An 18,554-nucleotide genomic window follows, 5' to 3' on the forward strand; every position below is an offset into this window, starting at 1 on the left:
AGGCCCGCGCCTGCCGCGCGGACGCGATCAGCCCTCGTCCGCGCCGCGGTGCTCGTCCAGCCCCAGCTCCTGGATCTTGCGGGTAATGGTGTTGCGCCCAATGCCAAGGCGCTGGGCGGCCTCCATGCGGCGGCCATGGGTTTCATGCAGGGCCGTGCGGATCAGGCGCGACTCGAAACGGCGCGTGAGAATGTCCCACACTTCCGGGCGGCCTTCGCGCAGCAGCTCCTTGGCCTCGACTTCGAGGTTCTGCTCCCAGCCCGCGCCCGGCGCATGTCCGTCCGCTGGCGCGACAGCCCCCGCGCCGCCGCCGAAACCATTCACCGTGTGGCCTGGCCCGGGCGATGCGAGCGCCGGCACGGACGCCTCCGGTGACTCCCGCTCGGCCTGCTGCAAGACGCCCGGGCCAATACCGCCCGACAGTGCCGGCAACACCGCATCCGGCACCCCAGAGGCGGGTGGCGCGTTGAGCACTTCCGGCGGCAGGTCCTGCACCGAAATCACCTGCGCCGGGGCCATCACGCTCAGCCAATGGCAGATGTTCTCGAGCTGCCGCACGTTGCCCGGGAACGGGAACGCCTCCAGCCGCGCGAGCGCCGCCTCGGATATGCGTTTGGGCTCCACGCCCAGCTGGCGCGCGCTTTGCTGCAGGAAATGCCGCGTGAGCATGGGCACGTCCTGCTTGCGCTCGCGCAGCGCCGGCAGGCGCAGGCGGATCACGTTCAGGCGGTGGAACAGGTCTTCGCGGAAGGCGCCGTCTTTCACGCGGTGTTCGAGATTCTGATGGGTCGCGGCGATCACGCGCACGTTCGACTTGACTGCCGAATGTCCGCCCACGCGGTAGAAGTGGCCGTCCGACAGCACGCGCAGCAGGCGCGTCTGCAAATCGAACGGCATGTCCCCGATTTCATCGAGGAACAGCGTGCCGCCATCGGCCTGCTCAAAGCGTCCGCGGCGCTGCGCCTGCGCGCCGGTGAACGCGCCGCGCTCATGGCCGAACAGTTCGCTCTCGAGCAGGTCCTTCGGAATGGCCGCCGTGTTGATCGCCACGAACGGCCCGTTCGCCACCGGCGAATGCTTGTGCAGGGCGCGCGCCACGAGCTCCTTGCCCGAGCCCGACTCGCCGGTGATCAGCACCGTGACCGAACTTTGGCTCAGACGGCCGATCGCGCGGAACACGTCCTGCATCGCCGGCGCCTGCCCCAGGATTTCCGGCGCATGGGTCTGCCGGTCCTCTGCGACCTGCTCGCGCTGGCTTTCCTCGACAGCGCGGCGGATCAGTTCCACCGCCTTGGGCAGGTCGAAAGGCTTGGGCAGATATTCGAAGGCGCCGCGCTGCAGCGCGGAAACGGCGGAATCGAGGTCCGAATACGCCGTCATGATGATGACCGGCAGGCCCGGCTGCATCTCGCGCAGTTTTTCAAGCAGTTGCAGGCCCGAGCCGCCCGGCATGCGGATGTCGCTGACCAGCACCTGCGGGCCGCTGTGTTCCGAGTCTCCCGCCGCGATGTCGGCGAGCGCGTCCAGGACCTCACGCGGATGCGAGAAGCTGCGCGTGGGCAGGTTGTCCCTGGCCAGCGCCTTCTCCAGGACGAAGCGGATCGAGGGGTCGTCGTCTACTATCCAGATCGGCTTCATGTGTATCTACTTCCTTGTTGAAAGGGTCATTCGTACCCTGTTGATTCCCAAGGACCTCAAGGCAGTGGAATGAGGATGCGAAAGTCGGTGCGTCCTGGAACGCTGTCACATTCAATCAGGCCGTGGTGGCGCTGCACGAAAGTCTGCGCAAGCGTCAATCCCAGGCCCGAACCGCCATCCCTGCCCGTGACGAGAGGATAGAAGATCCGCTCCTTGATCGCCTCGGGCACACCTGGTCCGTTGTCGATCACATGCAAATCCAATGCCAACCGGTATCGCTGGCGACCAAATGTTACCTGCCGGGCCACGCGCGTGCGCAGGGTGATCTCGGCATCGCCCGCCGCGATGCGTTCGGCCAGCGCCTGCGCGGCGTTCTGCACGATATTCAGGAGCGCCTGTATGAGCTGCTCGCGGTCGCCTCGGAATTCGGGAATCGAGATGTCATAGTCGCGCCGGATCTCCAGCCCACGCGGAAATTCCACCAGCACGAGCGAGCGCACGCGCTCGCAGACTTCGTGGATGTTCACGTCGCCGACCTGCTGGGGATGGCGGTGCGGCGCAAGCAGCCGGTCCACCAGGCTCTGCAGCCGGTCCGCCTCGTGGATGATGACCTGCGTGTATTCCTCGAGGTCGCGCGACGGCAGCTCCATCTCCAGCAACTGCGCCGCGCCGCGGATTCCGCCCAGCGGGTTCTTGATCTCGTGAGCGAGGTTGCGGATCAGTTCCTTGTTGGCCAACGCCTGTTCGCGCAGCCGCTCCTCGCGGTCCTGCCGGGCCTGCGCCTCGAGCGGCCAGCATTCGATCAGCACCTCGCCGCCCTGCTCCAGGCTGGAGAGGTTCACGTGCACCGGCAATGGATCGTGCGGAACGCGGCGCAGGCCGGACTCGAACCTGAGCGCGGAAAAATCCCGCTCGGCCGCTGCCGCCAGGGCGTTGCGCACAATGCCCGGGTCGGTGAAGAAACTGCAGAAATCCACGCCTTCGAGCATGCGGCGCGACTGGCCCAGCGCGGTCTCCAGCGCCGCATTGGCAAACAGCACCGCGCCATCCGGGCCGAGCACCGCCACCAGCGTGGAGACGAGGTCCAGAGGCTGGTAACGCTCGCTGCCACTGCCCCCGGCGGGGTGAAGTTGCGGGTGCGGCTCGGCAGGCCGGGACGTTTTGTTCAATGGGTCGGAAGCCACTTTGCCATGCTCATCTCAGCCGGGCCAGCTCACGCTTGATGCCCTCCACATCGGCCTCGGCGCGAGCGAGGTTGGCCTTGATCTCGGCCGTGCGCTCTATCCATCCCTGCGGGTTGCGCATCTCCAGCGCCGTGCGCTGGGGAAAGCCGTCGTTGTATTCCTTCTTGAGATCTTCGTAGCGGGCCTGCGCCTTGCGCAGCTCTTCCTCCAGAATGGCGCGCGCATCCGAGTCGCGCGCCTTCTGGTCGGCCGAACCTACCTTGGGCGCGCTCGATGCAGCGCCCGACGAAGCAGCGGACGCGCCGCGCGCCGCCGGCGCGCCGCCGGATGCCGGGCGGGAGCCTTGCACGATGGTGACATTGCCACCTTCGACCACCTTGCAGCCGCGCTCCTTGGCCTGGGTGGCGTTGTTGGTGTATTCGTTGCCGCAGCGATAGATGCGGTCCTGCGACCATGCCATGGGCAGCAATGCCACCGTGGTGAAGAGAGCAACCAGTGTTTCTTTCATGTATTCCTCGCGCGACAGTCAGCTCTGCGTGGCCTCCGGGTGAACGTGAAACGTGTAGCCAATCGCAACCTGCAGACGATAACAGACCATGTCGTCAAAGACCCCAAAAGGCCACGATCGTTCCTCCGGAACCGTTGCACCAATGAAAAAAGCGGCCCGCAAGCCGCTTTGCTGAACAGTGAGGCGGGCGGCCGCGGAAACTCGACGTCCCGGCAACCCGCTCCGGCTGGCTTACAGCGAGTAGTACATGTCGTATTCGACGGGGTGCGGAGCCATGCGGAAGCGCTGCACCTCGGTCATCTTCAGGTCGATGTAGGCATCGAGCATCGCATCGGAGAACACGCCACCCTTGGTCAGGAAGCTGCGATCGGCATCCAGCGCTTCCAGGGCCTGATCGAGGCTGTGGCACACGGTCGGCACCAGCTTGTCTTCTTCCGGCGGCAGGTGATAGAGGTCCTTGGTCGCGGCTTCGCCCGGATGGATCTTGTTTTCCACACCGTCCAGACCCGCCATCATCAGCGCCGAGAAGCACAGGTACGGGTTGGCCAGCGGATCGGGGAAGCGCGCCTCGATGCGGCGGCCCTTGGGGTTGGCCACATAGGGAATGCGGATGGAAGCCGAGCGGTTGCGCGAGCTGTAGGCCAGCTTCACGGGCGCCTCGAAACCGGGCACCAGGCGCTTGTAGCTGTTGGTGCCGGGATTGGTGATGGCGTTCAGCGCGCGTGCATGCTTGATGATGCCGCCGATGTAGTACAGGGCGAACTCGGACAGGCCGGCATAGCCGTCACCGGCGAACAGGTTCTTGCCGTCCTTCCAGATGGACTGGTGCACGTGCATGCCCGAGCCGTTGTCGCCGGCATAGGGCTTGGGCATGAAGGTGGCGGTCTTGCCATAGGCATTGGCCACGTTCCAGATCACATACTTCATGACCTGCGTCCAGTCGGCGCGCTCGACCAGCGTGCTGAACTTGGTGCCGATCTCATTCTGGCCCGCGCCCGCCACTTCGTGGTGGAACACTTCGACCGGGATGCCCATCGATTCGATGATCAGCGACATTTCGGCGCGCATGTCCTGCGTGCTGTCCACGGGAGGCACCGGGAAGTAGCCGCCCTTGACGGTGGGGCGATGGCCGCGGTTGCCCGTCTCGAACTTGGTGCCGGTGTTCCAGGGCGCTTCGTATTCTTCGATCTCGAAGCCCACCTTGCCGGGTTCATTGGTCCAGCGCACGCCGTCGAAGATGAAGAATTCGGGTTCCGGGCCGAAGAAGGCGGTGTCGCCGAGGCCGGACGCCTTCAGATAGGCTTCGGCGCGCTTGGCGATGGAGCGCGGGTCGCGGTCATAGGCCTTGCCGTCCGACGGCTCCACCACGTCGCACTGCAGGAACAGCGTGGTTTCCTCGAAGAAAGGATCGATGTTGGCCGTGCTGGGATCGGGCATGAGCTGCATGTCCGAGGCTTCGATGCCTTTCCAGCCTGCCACGGAAGAGCCGTCGAAAGCGTGGCCCGATGTGAACTTGTCTTCGTCAAAGTGCGAGACAGGTACGGTCACGTGTTGCTCTTTGCCGCGAGTGTCGGTGAAACGGAAGTCGACGAACTTGACTTCATTTTCTTTCACCATGTTCATCACATCTGCAACGGTCTTAGCCATTAATCTTCTCCAAGGAATGAGAGCGTATTGATAACGGGAACGATGGCAAGCAGAATATGTGCCAGATCGAGTCACAGCCTGCACCAGAAGGGTTCGACTGTATCGGACTCGTTCAGGCGCTGTTCCGCCTCCCGCATGATTGCACCACTATGGTGCAAATTTTTGATTTCCTGAAAAATTCATCGGTTCCGCACCATTTCAGGGCCGATATGCGCCCCTGTTTTGTGCAGCGCGTCCATCAGCATATTCCATGCGGGCGGCACCAGATGGGCTTCGCCCTTGACGCCGAGTTCCACATGCCGGCCATGCACCGGATGGTCCACGCTGGGCAGGCTGAATACCTTGATGCCCGGAAACGCGGTTTCGATCTGCACCATCAGCGGGGTGAGCGAAGCCTCCATCGCCCTGTAGATCACCACGGAATGCTCGGTCTGCGGCTGGCGGTGGAACCACTGGGCGCAATAGTGCTCGAGCGCCCACTCGATCATCGGCCACGCCATGACGGGAAAGCCGGGCACGAAGTGCACCATGCCGCCGCCCGGGCCGTCGCAGCTGAAGCCGGCGATCTTGTTGTACGGGTTGGGGATGATGCGCGCGCCCTCCGGAAAGACGCCCATGTTGAGGCGGTGCAGATTGTCCGCGCGCCCGGGCTCGTAGGGCTTGCCCTCGCCCAGGGCCACGTCGCGCATGCGTTCACGAATCAGCTCCGCGGCCTCGGGATGCAGCGCCAGCGGCCTGCCGAGCGCGGCACCGGCGCTCTGCCGGGTATGGTCATCTGGGGTGGCACCGATGCCGCCGCAGCTGAAAACCACGTCGCTGCCGGCAAACGCCTCTCGCAGCATGGCCGTGATCCGCGCGGGGTCGTCTCCGACATAGTGCGCATACGAAAGCGCAAGACCGCGCTCCGCCAGCAGTTCGATCGCCTTGGGCATATGCTTGTCGGCACGCTTGCCCGAGAGGATTTCGTCTCCGACGATGATGAGTCCGAATGAAGGCGTCACGGATGAGGAGTGCAGGATGGGAAAGACCTGATTATTGCCCGGCTTGGAAAGCCCTGCGTCAGCCGCGCGAGCCCTGGGCGGGCAATGGCAGCTCCAGCGCCACGGCAGCCTCGCCCACGGTGGGCGCGGGCGGGCTGGCCGGGGGCTGGAAGGCCGATTCATTGCGTTCGTCCCGCAGGCGCTCCAGCGCGGCCAGGCAATAATGGATGAACCACAGGGACGAGAACGCAAAGACCAGTGTGTAAATCCAGATGGCCACCGGGATCAGCACCAGAAACGCCGCAGCGAACACCACGGCGGAGGCCCAGACCAGACTGGGCGCGGCGCCCAGAAAACCGCAGACCACGCCGATGCCCAGCAGGCTGTAGCGGTGGCGCGCGAAAAGCTCCTTGCGCTCTTCCTTGCTCGCATGTTCGGCCAGCGCATCGAAGCTCATCACCCGATAAGTGAGCCAGCCCCAGATCAGCGGCGGCAGCACCAGAATCAGCGGCGGCACCAGCCACAGCGGCGAGGAGATGACCAGGGCCAGCAAGGCCGCGCCAGTGGACAGCGCCGACCAGATCACACTGGCCGCCACCGACCCGCCCTTCTTGCGCGCCAGCGCGGGAAAGCGGCGCTGCGAAACCAGATTGACCAGCGCGGGCGTCATGAACACCGCCACCAGCAGCAATGCGATCAGCACGATCAGCGGAATCGCCGCCAGCACCAGCAGCAGCGGAGCAAGCGTGTCCGAAGCATTATCCCAGCCCATGCCCGAGAGCCAGCCCCACAGGCTGCCCAGCCATGAGGCGTCGCCCAGCATCTGCTGCGTGGCCGCAACGGCCGGATGCCAGAAGAAATAGCCGCACACGCCGGCCAGAACGGCAATCAGCAGCAGCGGCAGCAGCGAGAGAAAGATGACGCGCGGAATCAGGCAATACGCCGCCGCGCGCCAGAAGGAATCGAATAGCGAGGACATCTGCATGAACCCGAGAATATCGTGAGTCGCCAGATCGCCGTGTCAGCCACGGCCCAGCAAACGGAGAATTCCCAGCCACTGCTGCGACCAGAATCCGCCGCCATAGTCGCGCACCTTGCCGTTCGGGCCCGGACGTATCTGGTCCTCGATGCCGGTGGCGTCGTAGCGCAGCTCGAAGTTGGCGGTTGCGAAAAGCATGTCCCACAGCGGCAGCAGTACCCCGAAATTGCAGCCTCGCGCGCGTTCAATGGAGGCGGCAAGCGCCCTGGCCGGCAGATGCGGATCGCCGATCGCCGCCTCCACCAGCGAGACGGCATGGTGGCGGCGATGAAAGCGCGGGCTGATCCACAGCCGCTCGCCGATGCGCCCAAACCAGATGCGCGCGTTCGCGTGGTGCAGGTTCTCGCTCAACTGCGCAATCGCCACGATGGCAACGAACTGCCCCGGCGCCACGCCGATGAGCTGCGCCACCACCACGATGATGGCGTCGCGGATCACGTCGTCCAGCAAGTGATTGCGGCTGTCGGACCATTTCGTCATCTGGCGCTGCGAATGGTGCAGCGAATGCAGCTTCCACCACCATTCAAACCGGTGCTGGCCTCGGTGGATCAGATAGTCCAGCAGGTCGAACGCCGCCAGATAGAGCGCCAGGCTCACCAGCGGCAGATCGGTCACGCCCGGCCAGATGCCATCGATGTTGAAGGTGCGCAGGCCATGCACGCGCAACATGCCGAACAGCGCATCGAACAGCGGCGTCAGCGCAAGAAAGAGCCCGAGCCGGAACAGGCCCAGCCGGTGGATCAGCGTGTAGATGATGTCGGTGCGCACCGCGCGGCGATCGGTCACGGCCTCCACGGGCCTCCAGCGCTCGAGCGGCCCGATCACCACCACGATCACCACCACCTGCAGCAGGCCCACCAGCAGCCAGCCGGTGGCGTCGTAGCCATCCTCCAGCAGGTTGGCCATGCCCGCATGGAACATGACCGGCTGGACCAGGGCCTCGAACAGCCACTGCTGCACCGATCCGAAGAGTGAAGTCCACCATTCCACGATTCAGTTCATCCCATTCGAGCGTGCATCCCGGATCCCGCGCCACGCCCGCTCAGCGCTTGCGCGTCCATTGCGCATAGTCCGGGTGCTCGCGCAGCGTGCGAAAGCAGAAACCGCGCTCCTTCAACCCTTTGATCAGCGGCTCGAGCACCGCGGGCGCCCAGGGGTCCTGGCGCGACCAGATGCCCAGGTGCGCCAACAGGATATCGCCGCTGCGAATGTTCTTCAATGCCTGCTCGAGCAGGCGCTGGTTGGGGAAACGGTCGCTTGGCAGCTCGTCGCCCAGAAAACCCGCGGCAGCCCAGCCCACGTGCGCATAGCCGCACGACCTGGCCGCCGCCAGCAAACGCTCCGAGGTTTTGCCGCCCGGCGCGCGAAACAGCGGCAGCGGCTCCTTGCCGGTCATCTCGCGCAGGCGGTCTTCCGACTTGCGGATCTCCCCGCAGTACTGCGCCGCCGTCATCGTGAATTGCTGTCCCGCCCGCGCGCCCGCGGATGGCCTGACCTTGAAGGACGCCTGCGCGCCCCCGGCGATGTCGCCGCGCCAGTAGACATGGTCAAACGTATGGGAGGCGAACTCGTGGCCTTCGGCCGCGCGCGCCTTCCACCATGGCGCCCACGCATCGTCCATGCTGGCGCCGCCCGTGCGGGTGGGTTCGTTCGCGGCAAAGAAGGTGACGCGCACCTGCTCGCGCCGCAGCACGTCCGCGATCAGCGGCGCCACGCCCATGTGACCGGTGTCGAAGGTGAGATACACCGGCTTGCCGCATGCCGCGGCCGTTTCGGTATCGCCGGCCTGTGCGGGGGCAGGCTGCAGCCAGGCCACGCCGAGCGCGACAACAAGGCCCGCCAGCCGGCGCAAAAATGGGGTCGGATGCGCAAGGGCGAGCATGTTCTGCGCCGATCCCGTCAACGCGCGGCGTGCCGCAGCGTCCAGACGCCGTGCGGAGACTTGCCCACCTTGACCGACTGGATCACCTTCCTGTCCTGCGTATCGATCACCAGCAGCTTGCGCGCCCAGCGCGCGCCCACGTAGATGTAGCGGCCATCCGCCGACACATCCATGCAGTCCGGTCCGCCCGGCGCGGGATAACTGTCCACCGCCTGGCGGGAAACCATGTCGATCTTGCTGATGGTGTTGGCCACGCGGTTGCTCACGTAGACATGCCTGCCGTCGCCCGCGCCGCGAAATGCGTGAGCGCCCGCGCCGGTCGGAATGATCTGCACGCTGCGCGCGGGCTGCTCGCCGGAAATGTCGAACACTTCCACGCCCGTTCCGCCAGTCAGGCCGATGAAGAGCGTGCGATCGTCCGCCGAACCATAGAGATCGGCAGGCATGGGCCCGGTGGCCACGCGCCATTTCAGCTTCTGGGTCGCGATATCGATGGCCACCAGTTCGTCGCTGTCCTGCATGGTCGAATACACCGTGCGGCTTTTGCTGTCGATCCACAGATGGCTGGGCGTCCTGCCCGTGGAAACGCGCTGCACCAGGGTCAGGTTCTGGCCGTCCCAGCGGTAGAAATCGATGTGGTTCAGGCGGTTCGCCGCCGTGATGAACCACTTCATGTCCGGGCTGAAGCGCAGATGGTACGGATCGACAATTCCATTGACCACCCGTTGGATCTGGGCGGTCCTGGGGTCGACGAACGTGAGCGAATCGCCAAGCGCGTTGGCGATGACCAGCGATTTCTCGTCCGGCGTCAAATAGAGGTGGTGCGGCTCCTTGCCGGTGGCCAGCCGCTGCGTTTCCGTCCAGCTTTGCGGATCGACGACGCTGATGCTGGCATCAAGGGAGTTGAGCACGAAAACCGGCGGGAGCGCCGCCATGGCGCCCAGGGAGCAGAACGCAGCAAGCAGCCCTGCCCCCGCTTTCCGCAAAATACCGAAGTTCACAAATCACCCCTTGAGACGCCTCGCCGCAGCCGTCTGCCAACCACAGGCAGTCCCCGGAAAATGCCGCATTTCAGCGAGGATCGAAGTGTACGCGTGGCGCCGCGCGGCGGGTGGGATTCCCGTGGGCCGCGATCAGGATGTTGCGGCCAGTAGACGCAGTTCATCAGCGGACAGCCACCGCCATTGGCCGGGCTGCAGATCCGCGGGCAGGTCGAACCGCCCCATGCGCCAGCGGTGCAGCCCTTCCACGCGATTGCCGACGGCCGCCACCATGCGCTTGACCTGATGGTATTTGCCCTCGGTCAGCGTGAGATCCAGCGTGTTCTCGTCCACCTTCGCGCAGGCCGCCGCCTTGACGGGCCTGGGGTCGTCGTCGAGCACCACGCCCGCGCACAATTGCGCGATCTGCCGCTCGTCCACCGGATGCCTGCAGGTCACGCGATACACCTTCGCCACATGCTTCTTGGGCGAGGTCATGCGGTGGATGAACTGGCCGTCGTCGCTCAGCAGCAGCAGGCCGGTCGTGTCCTGATCGAGCCGTCCCACGGCCTGCAGCCCCTGCACCGCGCCCTTGTTGGGCCGCTGGCGCAACGGCGCGGGCAGCAGCGAATAAATGCTGGGATAGGCAGACGGTTTTTGCGAGCACTCCACCCCTGCCGGCTTGTTGAGGATCGCATAACCCAGCCTGTGATATGCCCACTCCACGCCCTGCACGCGAAAGCGCAGGCCTTCGGGATCGACGTCGAGCAGGGAATCGCGCTCGGCCCGCCACTGGCCGGTTTCCTCATCGAACAACTCCACCCAGCCCTGCTGCACCAGCCCGGAACACACCCGGCGCACACCAAAGCCCTGCGAATACAACATGTCCTGCAACTGCATAACGTCAAAAATCCCCAACCAACCAGAACCGCCTTGGCGGCAAAACGCAGACTGTAGCCGACTTCCCCGGACGGCGGCGTCAGACGTTCAGATAGGCGCGGCGCACCTCGGCATCGTCCGCCAGCTCGCGCATCGAGCCCTCGAAGCGTATCTGCCCTTTCTCCAGCACATAGGCGCGGTCGGAGACCAGCTGCGCGAAATGCATGTTCTGCTCCGACAGGAGAATGCTCACGCCCTGCGCCTTGAGCTCCAGGATCATCTGGACCATCTGCTCGACGATGACCGGGGCCACGCCTTCGGACGGCTCGTCCAGCAGCACCAGATAAGGGTTGCCCATGAGCGTGCGCGCGACCGTCAGCATCTGCTGCTCGCCGCCGCTCATGCTGCCCGCGGGCCGATCCGGCATTTCTCCCAGATTGGGAAACAGCTTGAACAATCGCTCCACGGTCCAGGCCGGAGCAGCGCTGCCGTCAGGCCAGCGGCGGGGCTTTTGCCGCCCCGCCTCCAGGTTGTCACGCACGCTGAGATCGGTGAACACCCGGCGATCCTCGGGCACGAATCCGAGTCCGTGCGATGCCGCCACATGAGGCGGGCTGCGGGAAATGTCGCGCCCCATGAACGAAACCGCGCCGCCGCGCTTGTCCAGCAGGCCCATGATGGCCTTGAGCGTCGTGGATTTCCCCGCGCCGTTGCGCCCCATCAGCGCCACCACCTCGCCGCGCCGCACGTGCAGGGCAACGTCGAACAGAATCTGCGCGGCGCCATACCAGGCACGCAGCGCGCGCACGTCGAGCAGGGGAGCGGCGGCATCTTTTACCGCGCGGGGAGCGATAGCGGGTTCGCCTCCCTCCCGTGCTTTTTTCTCGAACGTCCTTCCGCTGCCGAAATAGACCTCCTGCACCTTGGGGTGCGCGCGGATTTCGTCGGGAGCGCCCTGCGCGATCAGCCGCCCGCGCGCCAGAACGATCATGCGGTCCGCGTAGGCAAACACCACGTCCATGCTGTGCTCCGTGAACAGCACCGCCATGCCGCGCTCCACCACCAGTTTCTTGGTCAGCGCCATCAACTCGTTGCGCTCCCTGGGCGCCATGCCGGCCGTGGGCTCGTCCATGAGCAGCAGCCGGGGCTGGTTGGCCATGGCGATGGCAAGCTCCACGCGCTTCACGTCGCCATAGGCAAGCGTGCTGCAGGGACGCCCCGCCTGCGCGGCCATGCCCACCTGTTCGAGCAGTTCCAGCGCCTCGGCACGCTTGTGATCGGCCGCCTTGCGCCAGACTGAAAACACCTTGCGGTCGGCGGAAAGCAGCGCCATCTGCACGTTCTCCACCACTGTCAGCGAGGCAAACGTCTCGGCGATCTGGAAGGTTCTCGCGACGCCCAGCCGCCAGATATCGCGCGGGCGCAGGCCCACCAGTTCGGCGCCTGCGAGCCGGATCGATCCGGCATCCGCCCGCAACTGCCCGTTCACCATGTTGAAGGTGGTGGTCTTGCCCGCGCCGTTGGGGCCGATCAGCGCGAGCAGCTCTCCGGCGCGCAGTTCGAAGTCGATGCCATCCACCGCCTTCACGCCGCCAAACGATTTACCGAGCCCGGTCACTTTCAGAAGGCTCATGCCGTGCGCCCTCCCGCCGCTTCGCCGCTGCCGCCCGCCAGTTGCCGCGCGAATCCGGCAATGCCCTGCGGGAAAAGCAACACCAGGATCAGGATGATGCCCCCGAGCATGGCGCGCCAATAATCGGTATTGCGCGAGACGGTGTCCTGCAGCCAGGTGAACGTGGCGGCGCCGACGACCGGACCCGAGAGCGTCTGCACGCCGCCCAGGAGCACCATCACCAGCGCATCGACGGATTTGCCCACGTGCATCACGTCCGGCGAAATGCTGCCCTTGGAGAACGCGAACAACACGCCCGCCAGCCCGGCGAAGACTCCGGCGATGGTGAAGGCCGCCCACTGCACCCGCTGGACGTCGATGCCGATCGCATCGGACCGCAGCGGTGAATCGCGGCCCGCCCGCATGGCATATCCAAAGGGCGAGAACAGGAAGCGGCGAAGCAGCCAGACACCCAGCGCCGCCAGCGCCAGGCAGAAGTAGTAGTAGCCGTTTTGCGCGGCCAGCCACTGCGCGGGCCACACGCCCGTCAGCCCGTTGCTGCCGCCGGTGAAACCATCCCACTGGTACACGACGGCCCATGCGATCTGCGCGAACGCCAGAGTCAGCATGGCGAGGTAAACGCCCGAAAGCCGCACGCAAAACCAGCCCACGATCAGCGCGCCCAACCCTGCCGCCACGGGCGCAAGCGCGACGGCAACCCCCATCGGCACCTGCGCGGAGCGCACGAGCAATGCCGCGGCATAGGCGCCCAGCCCGAAATACGCCGCGTGGCCGAACGAGTGCATGCCCGCGGGCCCCATGATGAAGTGCAGGCTTGCGGCGAACAGCGCGGCCACCAGGAGGTCCGTCATCAGCACCGTGATGTACGGAGCATCGCCGGCAAGCCAGGGCAGCGCCAGCAGCGACGCGGCGAGCAATGCCGCCAGCGCCTTGAGCGCAAGGCCGGCGGGCCGGATCGGCGCTTCCGGTGGCCCCTGGTTCCGCTGGGGCGCCTGCCTTCGGCCCAGCAGGCCCCAGGGCCGCACGACCAGCACCACGGCCATCACCAGGAACTCCACGACGAGCGTCAGCTTGGAGAACGATACCGTGACGCCCAGAATCTCGACCACGCCGATCCAGATGCAGATCGCCTTGAGTTCGGCCACCAGCAGCGCCGCCACGAAGGCGCCCGGAATCGAGCCCATGCCCCCCACCACCACGATCACGAACGCGGAGCCGATGGCGCTCAGGTCCATGTCCAGATTGGCCGGCTCGCGCGGCAACTGCAATGCGCCGCCCAGCCCCGCCAGCATGGAGCCCAGAGCGAATACCGCGGTGAACAGCCATGCCTGGTTCACGCCCAGCGCGCCCAGCATTTCGCGGTCCTGGGTCGCTGCGCGCACCAGCGTGCCCCAGCGCGTGCGCGTCAGCAGCAGCCATACCAGCCCCAGCACCACGGGTCCGACGAAGATCAGGAACAGGTCGTAGGCCGGAAACTGCCGCCCGAGTATCTCGACGGATCCCGCCAGCCCGGGAGCGCGCGGCCCGAGCAGTTCCTCCGGCCCCCAGAGCCAGAGCACGGCATCGCGAATCACCAGCACTAGCGCGAAAGTGGCCAGCAACTGGAACAACTCGGGCGCCTTGTAGATCCGCCGCAGCAGCACGATCTCCACCAACGCTCCCAACGCGCCCACCGCCAGCGCCGCGAGCGGCAGCGCCAGCCAGAAACCGGCGTTTCCCGAGATCCATTCCACCAGCGAATAGGCGGCGTAAATGCCCAGCATGTAGAACGAGCCGTGTGCAAAGTTGACGATGCGCGTCACGCCGAAAATGAGCGACAGTCCGGCCGCCACCATGAACAACGAGGACGCGCCGGCCAATCCGTTGAGAAGCTGAACCACCAGGCCTGAAAGCTGCATCTGATTACCATCCGAAGAAAAGGATTCGAGCGCGCGCCGAACGCATCGTCATGCGTCGGCGGCGCTCCCGCCGAACGCCGTGGCGTTCAGCCTGCAGCACGCATTTTCTTCACTTCCTCGTCCGCTGGCTGGAATTTCACCCCGCCCGGGCAGCGATCATCCTGCATGGCGGGCCCGCCGCCGGCCGATTCATGCTTGAACCACAGAATGGCGGCACCATGTCAATCCGCCTGGCGGCGCGCCGTGAATCCCACCGGCGCGAGCTGTACTCCGGCCTCATACATGTTCAGGTACAGCAATACCGGCGTCCCGCGATCGGGAAGCGCAACGCTGTATACATCCAGCAACCCGCCCGTGCCGCCGTCGGCCGATTCGAAATAGCAGCAGCTGCCGACCCGTTCATACTCGATCACGCGGCCATCCGCTGCGAGCAGGGCGTTGAGATAGGCCTGCTGATTCGCAGGCCCCGAGCGCGTGGAGCCATTGCCTACCTTGATGGCGTTCGCCTGGGTATATCCATAGGTGGCATCCGTTGAAACGCCTTCCAGCAAGGTGAAGGGCGCGCCCACACGGCCGCTGCGGCCGTTGGGCATACCCTTGCCCTGAGCAAGAATCCGCCCCTCGATCCTGGGCACGGCCTGCTCGGCATCCGGCATGGCCACGGGGCCCGCGCACGCCGGCGCGCCGATGAGCACGGCTGCCGCCATGAGAAACAATGCCACGCCCGCCCCCGCACCAGCCGGTCTCCTGCAGCCACTCCGACACATTGCGCCACCTTCCTTCCCTCGACGTTTTCGGAACTGGCGAGCTTATGCCGGCGCACACATTCCGAAACAGAGTTTCGTCAGAGAGATGGTTGATTCATGCCGATGGACATATGAATTAAATATATGAATTGGAGAGCCGCCACCTCAGCCTGCTAACCGATGCGCCCGCATGCGCGCGCATATGCGATGCCGCGGGATTTCGAGCCCCGGCCACCGCCCGCACAGCGTCACGGCGCGCGGCGACTGCGGCATCGCCTATTCCACACGCATCACGTCATTGATCTTGAAGCCGAAATCGCCCGCCTTGCCCTTGCGGCCACGCGCGGCGCGGGCGTTGTTGAGCGAGCGGATCTCCAGCGTCTCCTCGCGCGCCTTGCCGCCCCTGCCTACGCCCGCGAAGCGCACGCTGCGCGTGTAGGCAGCCGCGCCGCCGAGCTGGTCCTTGTCGTCCAGGTCGATCAGCATCAGGCCGCGACCGCCCTTTTCCATCATCTTCAGCTCCGCGATCTCGAACGTGAGGATGCGGCCGTTGACCGATGCGCAGCACACGTGCGTGGCCGGCACCAGATCCTGGCTGCCGCTGGAGAATGCGGCGTGCGAAGGCCGGCACAGGGTCTCCTTGTCACCCAGGTTCACGAACGACTTGCCGCCACGGTTGCGCGCGGTCATGTGCTCGACCGTGGTGATGAAACCGTAACCGCCCGAGCCTGACAGCAGCAGCGCCGCGTGGGACGGGCCCGCGAAATAATGCACGGGCTGCGTGCCGCTTTCCAGGTCGATCAGCGTCGTGATCGGCTGGCCGTCGCCGCGCCCGCCCGGCAGTTGCGCGACCGCGACCGAGTAGACGCGGCCGTTGTTGCCGAACACGACCAGCGTATCGACCGTCCGGCATTCGAAGGTGCCGTACAGGCTGTCGCCCGACTTGAAGCCGAAGCTGCCCGGCTCGTGGCCGTGGCCCGTGCGTGCGCGCACCCAACCCTTCTCGGAGACGACGACGGTGACCGGCTCGTCCACCACCTTCACTTCGGCGATGGCTTTCTTCTCTTCCTGGATCAGCGTGCGGCGCGGGTCCGCGAATTGCCTGGCGTCGGCCTCGATCTCCTTGATCATCAGGCGGCGCAGCGTGCCCGGGTTCGCCAGAATGTCTTCGAGCCGGCCCTGCTCCTCGCGCAGCTCCTTGAGCTCCTGTTCGATCTTGATCGCTTCCAGGCGCGCCAGCTGACGCAGCCGGATCTCAAGAATGTCCTCGGCCTGGCGGTCGGTGAGCCCGAAGCGCTCGATCAGCGCCGCCTTGGGGTCGTCCGACGCGCGGATGATCGCGATGACCTCGTCGATGTTGAGCAGCACCAGCTGGCGGCCTTCGAGGATGTGGATGCGGTCGAGCACCTTGTTCAGGCGGTGCTGCGAGCGGCGCGCGATCGTCTTCTGGCGGAAGCTGATCCACTCTTCCAGCATCTGGCGCAGCGACTTCTGCACCGGCTTGCCGTCCAGGCCGATCATCGTCAGGTTGATGGGCGACGAGGTCTCCAGGCTGGTGTGCGCCAGCAGCGTGGTGATCAGCTCCTGCTGCGGCACCCTGCCGGTCTTGGGCTCGATGACGATGCGCACCGGCGCATCCTTGCTCGACTCGTCGCGCACGCCGTCCAGCAAGGCGAGCATGCTGGCCTTGAGCTGGCTCTGGTCCTGCGTGAGCGCCTTCTTGCCCGTCTTGACCTTGGGGTTGGTGAGTTCCTCGATTTCCTCGAGCACCTTCTGCGTGCTGACGCCCGGCGGCAATTCCGTGACGATGAGCTGCCACTGGCCGCGCGCGAGCTCTTCGATCTTCCAGCGCGCGCGTACCTTGAGGCTGCCGCGGCCGGTGCGGTAGGCATCCTGGATGTCGGCCGCGCTGCTGATGACCTGGCCGCCGCCTGGATAGTCGGGGCCGGGAAGCAGCGCGAACAGCTCCTCGTCGCTGAGCCTGGCGGACTTCACCAACGCCACGCAGGCATCGGCCACTTCGCGCAGGTTGTGGCTGGGTATTTCCGTTGCGAGGCCCACGGCGATGCCGCTCGAACCGTTGAGCAGCGAAAACGGCAGGCGCGCCGGCAACTGTTTCGGCTCCTCGAACGAGCCGTCATAGTTGGGCATGAAATCCACCGTGCCCATGTCGATCTCGTCGAGCAGCAAGGTGCTGATCTTTGCCAGGCGCGCCTCGGTGTAGCGCATGGCGGCGGCGCCGTCGCCGTCGCGGCTGCCGAAGTTGCCCTGTCCGTCGATCAGCGGATAGCGCTGGCTGAAATCCTGCGACAGGCGCACCAGCGCATCGTATGCGGACTGGTCGCCATGCGGATGGTATTTGCCCAGCACGTCGCCCACGACGCGCGCGCTTTTCACCGGCTTGGCGGGCACGTTGCGCGTGGGGCCGCTGAAGCCCAGGCCCATGCGGTCCATCGCATAGAGAATGCGGCGCTGCACGGGCTTGAGGCCGTCGCTCACGTCCGGCAGCGCCCGGCCCTTCACGACCGAGAGGGCATATTCCAGATAAGCCTGTTGCGCATATTGCGCGAGTTCCAGGCTGTCGCCTTCCGGCTGGGAGACGGAAAAATCGAGTGTGGGTTGATCGCTCATTCGTTCGCGGAAAAGTCTTGCAATGTGGCGCGCGAGACGGCCTGGACAACGGTGTCCAGGCCCGGAGCGCCGGGAGATGGGTTGTCGGAGGTTGAAGAAGCGCTGCCTGCGGGGATCTCCATGCGGATACGTCCCGGCGCGCCCTGCCTTGCCTGATGCGCGCGGTGCGCGAGCACGGGCTCCGGCGGCTTGAGCATGGCGTACAGGCCCAGCACGCTCTTCACGTAGTTGTGGGTTTCGCGGTAGGCGGGAATCCGGTTGCCGGCGCGCTGCACGGCGCCCTCTCCCGCGTTGTAGGCCGCAAGCGCCAAATCCTTGCGGCCATCGAAAAGTTCCAGCAGATAGCGCAGATAGCTGGCGCCCGCTTTCAGATTGATGAGCGGGTCTTCCAGTTTCTGCGTGATGCCGCCCCTGTTGTCCGCGGCCACGCCGAAGCGCGACGCGGTCTGCGGCATCAACTGCATCAGGCCCACGGCGCCGCGCGGTGAAACGGCCCGGGCGTTAAAGCCCGACTCGGTGGCGATCACCGCCTTGAGCAGTTCGTACTCGATGCCCGTGGACTGCGCCACGCCGCGCATGTGCGTGCGCACGCGCTTGTAGCCCGGAGAGATGTCGATGAAGGCCAGCTTGCGCGCGCCCGCCGCGCCGCCCTGATCGTCCGGGGAGGCCGCAACCGCGCCATCGGGGTATGTGTCGCGCGCCGAGTCGAACTGATCGCCCCTGAAAAACAGCTTGTAGTTGGCGTCGATCTTCTGCGCCGCGAAGTGCGTGACGCCACGCGAATCGACGAAGGCCCACAGATCGGCATGCGCCACCGGCGACAAGGCAGCGCACAGCAGGGCCGCCGCCCATGGCGCGCGCCGGCGGCTTGCCGTGGTCTGCTGCGAAATGCCGTGCTGCCCAGGCATG

At 65.7% G+C, this 18,554-nt stretch carries 15 protein-coding genes and 1 pseudogene; all 16 read right to left on the reverse strand.

Annotated elements, in window-relative coordinates:
• Window positions 1–27: 27 nt before the first annotated feature.
• Entirely contained in the window at window positions 28–1,638 is a 1,611-nt protein-coding gene (gene ntrC / locus ABWP92_RS06045; protein ID WP_353234464.1) for a nitrogen regulation protein NR(I), read from the reverse strand.
• A gap of 56 nt (window positions 1,639–1,694) precedes the next feature.
• Window positions 1,695–2,726, reverse strand: coding sequence for a nitrogen regulation protein NR(II) (gene glnL / locus ABWP92_RS06050; RefSeq protein ID WP_353234485.1), 1,032 nt, complete (start codon window positions 2,724–2,726; stop codon window positions 1,695–1,697).
• A gap of 106 nt (window positions 2,727–2,832) precedes the next feature.
• Complete coding sequence (locus tag ABWP92_RS06055; protein WP_353234465.1) at window positions 2,833–3,330, reverse strand: hypothetical protein; 498 nt, start codon at window positions 3,328–3,330, stop codon at window positions 2,833–2,835.
• A 231-nt stretch (window positions 3,331–3,561) separates the two neighbouring features.
• Complete coding sequence (gene glnA, locus ABWP92_RS06060) at window positions 3,562–4,977, reverse strand: type I glutamate--ammonia ligase (RefSeq protein ID WP_353234466.1); 1,416 nt, start codon at window positions 4,975–4,977, stop codon at window positions 3,562–3,564.
• Window positions 4,978–5,156: 179 nt separating this feature from the next.
• Window positions 5,157–5,978 (reverse strand): competence/damage-inducible protein A, encoded by an 822-nt coding sequence (locus ABWP92_RS06065; RefSeq protein WP_353234467.1) that lies wholly within the window; start codon window positions 5,976–5,978, stop codon window positions 5,157–5,159.
• A gap of 58 nt (window positions 5,979–6,036) precedes the next feature.
• A complete protein-coding gene (locus ABWP92_RS06070; RefSeq protein WP_353234486.1) occupies window positions 6,037–6,936 on the reverse strand; it encodes an EI24 domain-containing protein in 900 nt (299 codons plus the stop codon).
• 42 nt (window positions 6,937–6,978) lie between these two features.
• On the reverse strand, window positions 6,979–7,917 hold the full coding sequence (locus ABWP92_RS06075) for a sterol desaturase family protein (RefSeq protein WP_502907461.1): 939 nt from the start codon (window positions 7,915–7,917) through the stop codon (window positions 6,979–6,981).
• Between the two features lie 121 nt (window positions 7,918–8,038).
• Complete coding sequence (locus ABWP92_RS06080) at window positions 8,039–8,878, reverse strand: polysaccharide deacetylase family protein (RefSeq protein WP_353234469.1); 840 nt, start codon at window positions 8,876–8,878, stop codon at window positions 8,039–8,041.
• 17 nt (window positions 8,879–8,895) lie between these two features.
• Window positions 8,896–9,813, reverse strand: a complete 918-nt coding sequence (locus ABWP92_RS06085) for a YncE family protein (protein WP_502907460.1) — start codon at window positions 9,811–9,813, stop codon at window positions 8,896–8,898.
• A gap of 198 nt (window positions 9,814–10,011) precedes the next feature.
• Window positions 10,012–10,758: a 16S rRNA pseudouridine(516) synthase gene (locus ABWP92_RS06090; protein WP_353234470.1), complete on the reverse strand. Its 747-nt coding sequence runs from the start codon at window positions 10,756–10,758 to the stop codon at window positions 10,012–10,014.
• 79 nt (window positions 10,759–10,837) lie between these two features.
• Window positions 10,838–11,590, reverse strand: coding sequence for an ABC transporter ATP-binding protein (locus tag ABWP92_RS06095; RefSeq protein WP_353234488.1), 753 nt, complete (start codon window positions 11,588–11,590; stop codon window positions 10,838–10,840).
• A gap of 15 nt (window positions 11,591–11,605) precedes the next feature.
• A pseudogene (locus ABWP92_RS06100) lies at window positions 11,606–12,370 on the reverse strand (ABC transporter ATP-binding protein); the annotation flags it as partial.
• Window positions 12,367–14,268, reverse strand: coding sequence for an ABC transporter permease (locus tag ABWP92_RS06105; protein WP_353234471.1), 1,902 nt, complete (start codon window positions 14,266–14,268; stop codon window positions 12,367–12,369). The gene ABWP92_RS06105 and the pseudogene ABWP92_RS06100, both read right to left, overlap by 4 nt.
• Window positions 14,269–14,489: 221 nt before the next feature.
• Window positions 14,490–14,990, reverse strand: coding sequence for a hypothetical protein (locus tag ABWP92_RS06110; RefSeq protein ID WP_353234472.1), 501 nt, complete (start codon window positions 14,988–14,990; stop codon window positions 14,490–14,492).
• 300 nt (window positions 14,991–15,290) lie between these two features.
• On the reverse strand, window positions 15,291–17,645 hold the full coding sequence (gene parC / locus ABWP92_RS06115; protein ID WP_353234473.1) for a DNA topoisomerase IV subunit A: 2,355 nt from the start codon (window positions 17,643–17,645) through the stop codon (window positions 15,291–15,293).
• Window positions 17,642–18,553 (reverse strand): lytic transglycosylase domain-containing protein, encoded by a 912-nt coding sequence (locus ABWP92_RS06120; protein ID WP_353234474.1) that lies wholly within the window; start codon window positions 18,551–18,553, stop codon window positions 17,642–17,644. Before ABWP92_RS06120 ends, parC begins: the two co-directional genes overlap by 4 nt.
• Window position 18,554: the final 1 nt, after the last annotated feature.

It is taken from the genome of Diaphorobacter ruginosibacter (assembly GCF_040396215.1).
Lineage (GTDB): Bacteria > Pseudomonadota > Gammaproteobacteria > Burkholderiales > Burkholderiaceae_C > Diaphorobacter_A > Diaphorobacter_A ruginosibacter_A.

Excerpts from the sequence above, each read along its gene's own strand:
- ABWP92_RS06105 (WP_353234471.1), bottom strand. The coding sequence starts at position 14,268 with ATGCAGCTTTCAGGCCTGGTGGTTCAGCTTCTCAACGGATTGGCCGGC.
- ABWP92_RS06120 (WP_353234474.1), bottom strand. The coding sequence starts at position 18,553 with ATGCCTGGGCAGCACGGCATTTCGCAGCAGACCACGGCAAGCCGCCGG.
- ABWP92_RS06090 (WP_353234470.1), bottom strand. The coding sequence starts at position 10,758 with ATGCAGTTGCAGGACATGTTGTATTCGCAGGGCTTTGGTGTGCGCCGG.
- ABWP92_RS06075 (WP_502907461.1), bottom strand. The coding sequence starts at position 7,917 with ATGTTCCATGCGGGCATGGCCAACCTGCTGGAGGATGGCTACGACGCC.
- ABWP92_RS06080 (WP_353234469.1), bottom strand. The coding sequence starts at position 8,878 with ATGCTCGCCCTTGCGCATCCGACCCCATTTTTGCGCCGGCTGGCGGGC.
- ABWP92_RS06070 (WP_353234486.1), bottom strand. The coding sequence starts at position 6,936 with ATGTCCTCGCTATTCGATTCCTTCTGGCGCGCGGCGGCGTATTGCCTG.
- ntrC (WP_353234464.1), bottom strand. The coding sequence starts at position 1,638 with ATGAAGCCGATCTGGATAGTAGACGACGACCCCTCGATCCGCTTCGTC.
- parC (WP_353234473.1), bottom strand. The coding sequence starts at position 17,645 with ATGAGCGATCAACCCACACTCGATTTTTCCGTCTCCCAGCCGGAAGGC.
- ABWP92_RS06085 (WP_502907460.1), bottom strand. The coding sequence starts at position 9,813 with ATGGCGGCGCTCCCGCCGGTTTTCGTGCTCAACTCCCTTGATGCCAGC.
- ABWP92_RS06055 (WP_353234465.1), bottom strand. The coding sequence starts at position 3,330 with ATGAAAGAAACACTGGTTGCTCTCTTCACCACGGTGGCATTGCTGCCC.
- glnA (WP_353234466.1), bottom strand. The coding sequence starts at position 4,977 with ATGGCTAAGACCGTTGCAGATGTGATGAACATGGTGAAAGAAAATGAA.